General features: G+C 56.1%; 5 protein-coding genes. 3 read left to right on the forward strand and 2 right to left on the reverse strand.

Going from position 1 to position 8,751, the window contains the following annotated elements:
• The first annotated feature begins 137 nt into the window (after positions 1-137).
• Both Q4577_RS22070 and Q4577_RS22075 read left to right on the forward strand, forming a co-directional pair.
• Positions 138-1,232 carry a sulfotransferase domain-containing protein gene (locus tag Q4577_RS22070; protein ID WP_303472861.1) on the forward strand — a complete coding sequence of 365 codons (1,095 nt, stop codon included), beginning with the start codon at positions 138-140 and terminating at the stop codon, positions 1,230-1,232.
• On the forward strand, positions 1,229-2,833 hold the full coding sequence (locus tag Q4577_RS22075; protein WP_303472863.1) for a glycosyltransferase: 1,605 nt from the start codon (positions 1,229-1,231) through the stop codon (positions 2,831-2,833). Before Q4577_RS22070 ends, Q4577_RS22075 begins: the two co-directional genes overlap by 4 nt.
• Positions 2,834-2,963: 130 nt before the next feature.
• Here Q4577_RS22075 and Q4577_RS22080 read toward each other — a convergent pair whose 3' ends face one another.
• Entirely contained in the window at positions 2,964-3,566 is a 603-nt protein-coding gene (locus Q4577_RS22080) for a hypothetical protein (RefSeq protein WP_303472865.1), read from the reverse strand.
• Between the two features lie 158 nt (positions 3,567-3,724).
• Positions 3,725-7,048, reverse strand: coding sequence for an exostosin family protein (locus Q4577_RS22085; RefSeq protein ID WP_303472867.1), 3,324 nt, complete (start codon positions 7,046-7,048; stop codon positions 3,725-3,727).
• Positions 7,049-7,411: 363 nt separating this feature from the next.
• Here Q4577_RS22085 and Q4577_RS22090 point away from each other — a divergent pair.
• Positions 7,412-8,751 (forward strand): hypothetical protein (locus Q4577_RS22090; protein WP_303472869.1); only part of this gene is annotated, 1,340 nt, incomplete at its 3' end.

Genomic DNA, 8,751 nt, shown 5'->3' on the forward strand with positions numbered 1-8,751 from the left:
GAACATATCACTCAGGCTCTGCGGGTACAGAAGGTCGCGCCGCCTTGACCCTGCCGGGTATTATGCTGCACAGAACATTTCTGAACCCGTCGGAAACTCGACACCGACAGTGAATATACTGGGACTGACCGGACGCCATGCAGAAAAAACTCATCATACATATTGGCCATTACAAAACCGGAACCACTGCGCTTCAGGTCTTTCTCTCTCAGCATCTGCGGTTCCTGGCCAATCGCGGCATTTCGTACCCAGATCTGATGATGCACAATGCCAAGCATTCTGCCTTTGCATTCTCAATTCTGGCGGCGGCCGGTGTAACGGGACGGCTGATGCATGACTATCCTGCGGAGAGTCCCCCGCATGAAATGTGGGGCGAGCTGATGCGCGTGATTGACGCGGGTACATCGCCGACCACGTTGATCAGCTCCGAAGAATTCATGCGGATCGGCCAGTTCCCGGCAGCGGTTGATATCTTGCGAGAAGTGCTGTCCAACCGTCCCGAGGGGCTGGACATTCAGATCATCGCCTATCTGCGCGATCCACAGGCGCATGTACAATCCTGGTACAATCAGCTGATCAAAATGAACCTGCCGGTGTCGGACCTCGAACATGCCACCTGTGGCACGATCGAGGATATCCATTACGATTACCGCCGCGCACTGGAGCCCTGGATCAACATTGTCGGCAAAGAGAATGTCATCCTGCGCCCCTACGTCAACAATCGTAAGGATCCGGCGGCACTGCACCGTGACTTCTTTGATGTGCTGGGCATTCCACTGCCTGACAAGCTGGTACGTGCCGGAGCGGATCCGAACCCTCGTCTGGACGACCGGGTGAGCGAATTATTGCGGTTGATGCAGAACATGGGCTTTCCACGGGCGTCGATCAATGCGGTGCGCTCGCAAGCGATGTCTTATCTGGAAACCCAGGATGCCAAGCGCAGCATCGAAGAAAAATCGATTGAAGACATTCGCGAGCAGTCGCTCGAAGGTTTGGGATGGCTGTCCGAACAGGCTAGCGACGCCCTGCCGGTTGCGGAATTTTCGAAACATCTGCCAATGGGTGTGTCGCAGGACGTGGTCGACCGCAATATGCTGCTTGGGTTCGTGTTTTCGGAATTCATCCAGCTACGCCAGAGGGTGCAAAACTTTGGTATTCCAGATGTGATTACTCGGGTTGAAGCGCTTGAAGCAAAGATAGCCGAGATGACCGAGGTGAAAAGCGACTCATGAAAATCCTGTTTTACAACTGGGTCGATTATCTGGATGACGAGCGTCGCGGTGGGGGGGTTTCGATCTATCAAAAGAACCTGATCCATGCGCTCAACGAAGAAGATGATGTCGAATGCCTGTTCCTCTCGTCAGGCATTTCCTACGATCTCTTTTCCGACAAACCGCGCTGGACCAAGGTTCAGCACGGCCCCGCCGAAGACCGTGACCTACGCTACGAGATTGTCAATTCCGGCGCGCTGGCCCCCGGTCAACATTCCTTTGGCAACCCCGCTCAGATCAACGAGCCGGCAACCGAAGATGTTTTTTTCGACTTCATCCGCACGCATGGCCCTTTCGATGTCGTGCATTTCAACAATCTCGAAGGGGTGCCCGCCGCCGTGCTGGCGCTCAAAGAGCATTTCCCCGACACTCAGGTTGTCTTGTCGCTGCACAATTACTTCCCGATCTGTCCGCAGGTGAACCTGTGGTACAATGAAGAGGAAAACTGTGTTGATTACGACAAGGGCCGCAAATGCGTGACCTGCCTGCCGTTTCAGCATGACGAGCGGGTGATCCGAATTGCCAATGCTGTGGCCTTTAACCTGAAGAAAAACGGCATCCGCCCCGGCACCCGGCTATTTGACCGCGGTTTTGGACCTGCAATGCGGGTCGCTGCGCGCGCTGTTCGGGTTTATAATCGTCGGTTCCGCAAAGGAAAATCCGCCAAGACCATGCTTGCCGCGCCCAAGCCCGGTCAGGTTTTGGAAAAGCTCGAAGCGCGCAATCTGAAATTCCTGAATCGCCGTCATCAGATGGCCGAGTTGATCAACACCCACTGCGATGTGGTGCTTTGTGTTTCGGATCGGGTGGGCCAAGTCGCGGCGCGTTACGGGCTGGCCCCCGAATTGCTGGAAACCAGCTATATCGGCACCCGCCATGCCAAGAAATTTCTTGAAACGCAGCCCAAGGTGCGCCTGCTGAAAAACGACGGGACGCTGACGTTAGCCTATCTGGGGTATATGCGGCGCGACAAGGGGTTCTTCTTCTTGCTTGAAGCGCTGGAAGAGATGCCCGATGCGATGGCCGCGCGGATCAATCTGGTGATTGCCTCGCGTCGGGGTGATCATGAGACCATGGAACAGGTGGTCGCGCTCAGCGAACGCTTTGCTTCGGTGCAATATGCGGATGGCTATTCACATGACCAGCTTGATGGTTTGTTGGCAGATGTCGATCTTGGCGTGATTCCGGTGCTGTGGGAGGACAACCTGCCTCAGGTTGCGATCGAAATACACGCCCGCCACATCCCGCTACTGACCTCTGATCTGGGCGGTGCACAAGAGCTTGGCCGATGCCCGGACCTGATATTCCAATCTGGTGATGTCGAATCCTTTAATGCCAAAATTGCCGCTATCCTTGAGGATGAAGTAGATCTTTCGAGCTATTGGCAGGGCGCGATGGCACCTTATTCGATGGATAATCACGTGGCCGAGTTGCGTGAAATCTATGCCAGCAAACCGCGGGCAATCGAACTGCGCCCCTCGGCCCCCGGCGCCGATCCACAGCTGCGCCTTCAGGCCGATATCGAGGCCGAGGAAGATGCGGCAGTTGCCGCGCTTTTATAAAGCTTTGGGCAGTGCTGCCTATGCCGCGCTGCCTATGCCGTCGTCTCTACGACAGCTGGCCTGTCCTGTCTTGACCTGCACGGTCTCTTGACGTGCGGCTTGCATTGCCCGGCTCACCACAAGGCGATGTTCAGGTCCGGAAATTTGCGAGCGTCTTTTGCGCGTCTGCGTCAGCTGTGGCCTGATCAGCCGAAACGTGGAAAATCTGCATATCAAACACAGTGATTTCCTGTGGGTTCACCATCGGCAAGCGCATGATCAGCGTGTGAAACCCTTCGGAACCAGCCATGTTCTGACCGCTCTGCACGGCGTGCTGAATGACTGAAACATTGCGGCTGCCGGTCAGAGTGAGAACATCCTTGAGCTCTGTGTCACCGATATCTTTGCTGCCATCCTCCTTGATGCGGCGGGTGCGGATCAAAGCGTCGATCTTTTGCTCCGCAGGCCCCGCAATCTCAGCGACAATGCCCAAAACATCCCCCGGCAGAAATTGGCCATGTTCGAGCGCAACATTGAAGCACCACCAGCGAGGGAGCCCGATGATTTTGGCAGTAACGCGCAGCATTTCGCCTGGTTGAGATGTGATAAGGGGTTCGACATGACAATCCGAGGTGTCCCAGCTGAAAAAAACATTGGGCGAGACCTGTCTGTCAGGGGAAGGTTCTGTGGTGAACTCGGCCCCGCGCAGGGTTCTGAGAGTTTGGTTCACGGAGGGTTCGATTGTCTTGGCCACGGGGAACACGCCTTTCAGATGTTTTGGCCAGATGTTTTGGCCAGATTTTCTGGAGTGTCTGTAGAACGGACCGTCTTGCCTTGTCCAGTTCGCCAATCCAATTCACTCGTCCTGCTGAAGGGGCGGTGCCTGGAGAAGAGACCGGGCACCGATGTGTTTCACAGCGCCTCAAGCTCGCTCAGGATGGCGTCTACAATCCGTGTGCGTTCTGCACGGATTGCCCCGGTGTCACGGAACCGTTCCTGCAGCGCCCTGGCCGTTTCAAGCCAGGATTGGGCCATTGCCAGATCCGGCTTGAATGTTGAAATCCGCTTGGCAGCGTCACTTGCTGACATCCCAAACGTGTTGATCATGCTGCTTTCGGGCACCAACCGGGTGATGGCGTGGTCTTTGTCGGCGTAATAGGTCGGCACACCGCCAACAACAAACGCATCAAGGATCTTTTCCGAGATATAGGATTTCTGATGGGTGTTCTCATAGCTCGACATCACCCGCACACGGCCATCAAGGGCCGCCAGTTTGTCGAGATGCCAATCCGGCAAATCCTGACGGCGCTTCTGATCGTGCCACCCCTTGCCTTCGCGCAGCACGCCCTTTCCCGTGGTTTTGGCGGCCACCTGCGAACGATAGCTGCTGATGCCATACACCGCTTGTTCGGGAAAGGACTTGTCATATTTTGCGTCATCGCGCTTCTCGGCGACAAAGGCCGCAGGGATGGGTGCCGCTTTCCAGGACTTGAGGATATCTTCTGGCGTGCGGTCGCAGTTGCGCCCAATCAAAAGCGTGTAGCGCGCCAAAAGATCGTCTTCGGTCAGCAGGAAATAGGGAATTCTGTCAAAGTCAAAGATCGACGAATTCGCATGGTTCAGGAAGGTATAGCCCACTTCGGTGTCGTTGCAGGTCACCTTGCGCGCAGTCTCGGCAAAGCCGCCGCTCCACAGGCTGTCCCACAGCGGTTCCTCAGAGATCACAACCACCTTGGTGTCCGGCTTGCTCTTGGCAAGGCCTGCAAACAAATCCGCGTTTTCCTTCAGATCGATGTTAAAGCCGGTCATGACGAAATCGGCGGCTGCCGGGTCTGTCACAATCTGGATGCGATCTTTGGCGGCGCCTTGAAATGCCGGGTAACTCAGCGGGGTGCGGTTGCCATGGCGCCCGGTAAAACAGATTTTTGGTCCACTTGTCCCGTTGATCCTTGGGCTGCCGAGCCGCGGCTGCCTTGATCGGGTGACCACATGTTCGCTGACGCTCTGGAAATGCTGCAAGGTTGGATGGCTGGCCGGTAATTTTTGTTGGGCCAGCTCGATCAATTGCCCAAGCGAGGAGCTGTCATCGCGCAGGTCCGGCAAAAGTCCGGCCCCTTCCAACAACAAATCGCTGCTGCACACCCGCAAGAGCATCTGTGCATCATTGGGGCACAGCTCCGCAGACTGGCTCATGCGCGCGGCCAATGTCTCGCGCAGAAGATGTGAGGGGGTTTTCACCGTGGAGGTCGTGTCTTGTTCATGCCCAAGGCACAGCATCAGCTTTTGCACATCATACACAAAGCACTGCGGCCCATAGAGCATAAATAGCTGCTGGCCGACCTTTTGCATTGCCTGAAGTCTTTCGGGATCCGCAGCAATTTCTTCCAGCCGCGCGGGCAGTGCTTTGATGGAATCGGCATCTTCGTTGCAGATGACTGTGCCAGCCTCCCACAGCGCCGGGTCGCCGGGGGGCGCATAGGTGTCAGCAAGGATCACCGGGATCGCCCCGGCCCCAAGAGTTTCCCAGAGCCGGATCGAATTGGGACCGGTTCCAGAGGGGCACAGCGAAAAGATGCTTTGCCCCATCGAGATCTTGAATTGCTCCGAGGCCGGCTTGTCGATCAGATCACCAATATTGCTTTTGTCGCCGCCAGGGCGGATCTGATGTTCATAAACCACTTTGTTATAATGCCAGTCGTCCCGTCCGATAATCAGCCCCTTGGGATGATCGCGCAGCAAATCCAGAATGAATTCGCGGGCCTGACTGAGATAATATTTGTTCGCCTTCGCACCGATGAACGAGAACAGATAGGGCCGCTTGGTGATCTCCATGCGCGCTTCGGGTTCGGGGATCTGCACCGGAAACAGCGGAAAAGGATGGATGGTAAAGCCGCTGGCCCCCTGATCGGCCACATCGGCATGGGTGGCGTGGGTCCAGAAGATATGGCTGATCCCGGCCTGTTCGAACAGGGTCATGAATTCCTGCATCTTGATATGCTGGCAGACAGTGACTCTTGTGGTCCCTTTGGGCAGGTGTTCACAATATTTCTTGAAATATTCCAGATGCAGATTGGTATCACGCGCCTTGGTCTGAAGCTTGTCGATCAGGTTGGCCCAAGGAAAGGCCACATAGGTCACGTCGTCCGGCACCCCACCCGAGGCTTTCATCATTTTGAATGCCTGCTGCTCGGTGATGGCCGGGAATTGCCAGTCCTTGTCATAGGCAAGGATATTGTTTTCGAAAGAGATATGGTCGTGGGTCAGGGTCTTGGCATCAACCAGATCGCCCTGAACAACAATTTTCTGTTCACCCGTATTAGGCTTCAGGGCCGCGGACTTATCAAACACCTTTTGGAAATAGTGCTGAACAATGCCATTGCGCCCCTCGTCGACAACAGACAATTGGCCATCCGCATAGTTGACCTTGAAAAATCGGCGGGTGAACCCGGTTTTGCTTTTCCCCATCGCGGCGAGTGCTTTCCGGCGTTCTTTGGCCGGAATGATCGCTTCTATTTCGGCATTGTACTTGTCGCGCAGCCGCGCCGAGAGCTGGTTCTCGGTAACGCAGAACGCAGCCAGGGGGAACTTGGTCTGAACAAGCGACGCCTTGGTGGCAAACAGCCGCCACAGATTCCAGTCACCCGCCAGCTTGAGCGGGACAATCGTCGTTTCGGGATTAATCGCATCCCAAAGCCACTTGCGGAAAAACGTGCCTTCCTGCTGAAGAAAGTTCCAGTGGTATCCATCACACAAGCCGGCCTTCAAGGCATCCTTGAGGATTGGATTTTCGGTGCTGACGATCGGCAGACCGTCGCGCATGACAAGGTTCGCCCCGCCAACCCATGAGACATGCTGGGGCTGAAACTGGCGCGCCGCATTGGCAATGAACCCCAGCGCGCCCGGCATCAAAATGTCATCGGCATTAATCCAGGTCATGAACTCGTCAGAGCGGGCAGACAGGGCCTGGATGCCCCTGAAGAGCCCGTCATACATGCCGCTGTCTGGTTCGGAGGAGACCGTGAAGGACAAGCCCCGGCTCGCCAGTGGGAAACCTTTGGAATTCAGGCGGCGGGCCCACCATTGCAGGCGTTCAAATGTGCCATCCGTCGATCCGCCGTCCTGTACGTGATAGCGGATAAAGAAATCCCCCGCTTGGGTCACCACACTTTGGATCGTCCTGTCGATTGTCGCGCGAGCATTTAGGCAAGGTGTTGTGATAAATAGGGTTTCTGACATTGTAATTCCTAAAAAACGCTGCCTCAAAAATCTGCACGTACCTTTTAGCGCATCTGCGGATCAGCTTCAGCCGCACTAAGATGACGAAACAATGCGCGCATTGCATAGTCTGCTGAAGATCAAACAGCAATCCCGTTTGAGCAGGCCCGCCAGTATTCGCCAACATGATAAGACATTGCCCTAAGTGTTACTTATTAGGGCGTTTTACAAACAACACCAGGGGGGATGGTTGCACTTGTATTGCTTTCCGTGTTTACAAAAGATCTGACCAATAGCACCACTGGTCACTGTTGGACGAAACTCTAGCATCGAGGATGGGTTTGTATGATCCCGCGCTTGAAAAAAATCGCATCGCAAGATCATTTGGATACGATTATTTACCTTGGGGCGGGATATGGAAACGATCTCTCCGAGCTGCTGGATGTGCCTGCGGGTCGTGTCGTTCTGGTCGAACCTAACCCCGATTGTCAGCCCGCGCTCCAAAAAGCGTCTGCGGCAGATACACGTGTGAGCGTGATGGAAGTTGCGGTCACAGGTGATGTGGGCGGCGCGACACAGGCTGAACTGCATGTGTGGAATTTCCCGGAATTTTCCAGCTTGCGCGCGCCAACCGAGTTGAAAACGCTTTTCCCCGGCCTTCGGGAAGTCGCACAACCGACCGTCGATCTGATCCCTGTTGGCGAGATGATCACCAGCCAGATCTCAGCCAAGGATGGCGTCCACGCATTGATTCTGGACGTGCCCGGTGAAAGCACGGCGCTGATTACGGCGCTGATAAATGCGTCGGTACTGGAACGTTTCGAACATCTTATCCTGCGATCCCCCCGCGCAGCTCTGTTTGAAGACAGCGCGCCCGCGGCCGACGCAATCGCGCAGCTGGAAAAGGCAGGATTTCGTGTTCTTGCCGAAGACGTCGAAGATCCAGACTTTCCCGAATTCCATGTCTGGCGTGATGCTCAGGCCCTTGAGCTCGCAGCGTTGCGCTTGCAGGTTTCAACCGGCGCGACTGCGCTGGCCCAAACCACCGCACGCCTAAAAGAGGTCGAGGCCGAGCGCGATACAGGGCAATCCGCGCTCGAGACGGCAAAGGCGCAAAGCGACACGCTGCAAGCCGAACTGGAAACCGCCAACGCCCATCTCGCCGAGCGGGACGCCGCGCTGGCAGCCGCCCAGGAACGGGTGACACAAGGCGAAGAAACGCTGACCCAAACCACCGCACACCTAAAAGAGGTCGAGGCCGAGCGCGATGCAGGGCAATCCGCGCTCGAGACGGCAAAGGCGCAAAGCGACACGCTGCAAGCCGAGCTGGAAACCGCCAACGCCCATCTCGCCGAGCGGGACACTTCGCTGGCAGCCGTCCAGGAACAGGTGACGCAAAGCGAAGAAACGCTGACCCAAACCACCGCACGCCTAAAAGAGGTCGAAGCCGAGCGCGATGCAGGGCAATCCGCGCTCGAGACGGCAAAGGCGCAAAGCGACACGCTGCAAGCCGAACTGGAAACCGCTAAGGCAGGCATTGTAGAACGCCATGACGCGCTGGTAGCCGCCGAGACACGTCTGATCGGGATGGAAAAGCGGGCCAGAACGGCAGAAGGAGCCTTTAAACAACGTGACGCACGCCTAAAAGAGGTCGAGGCCGAGCGCGATGCAGCGCAATCCGCGCTCGAGACGGCAAAGGCGCAAAGCGACACGCTGCAAGCCGA

Origin of the sequence: Marinovum sp. 2_MG-2023, assembly GCF_030548265.1 — a bacterium.
GTDB lineage: Bacteria > Pseudomonadota > Alphaproteobacteria > Rhodobacterales > Rhodobacteraceae > Marinovum.

Bases quoted from the DNA above. Each gene is read 5' to 3' on its own strand.
- Q4577_RS22070 (WP_303472861.1), top strand. From the start codon at position 138: ATGCAGAAAAAACTCATCATACATATTGGCCATTACAAAACCGGAACC.
- Q4577_RS22075 (WP_303472863.1), top strand. From the start codon at position 1,229: ATGAAAATCCTGTTTTACAACTGGGTCGATTATCTGGATGACGAGCGT.
- Q4577_RS22085 (WP_303472867.1), bottom strand. From the start codon at position 7,048: ATGTCAGAAACCCTATTTATCACAACACCTTGCCTAAATGCTCGCGCG.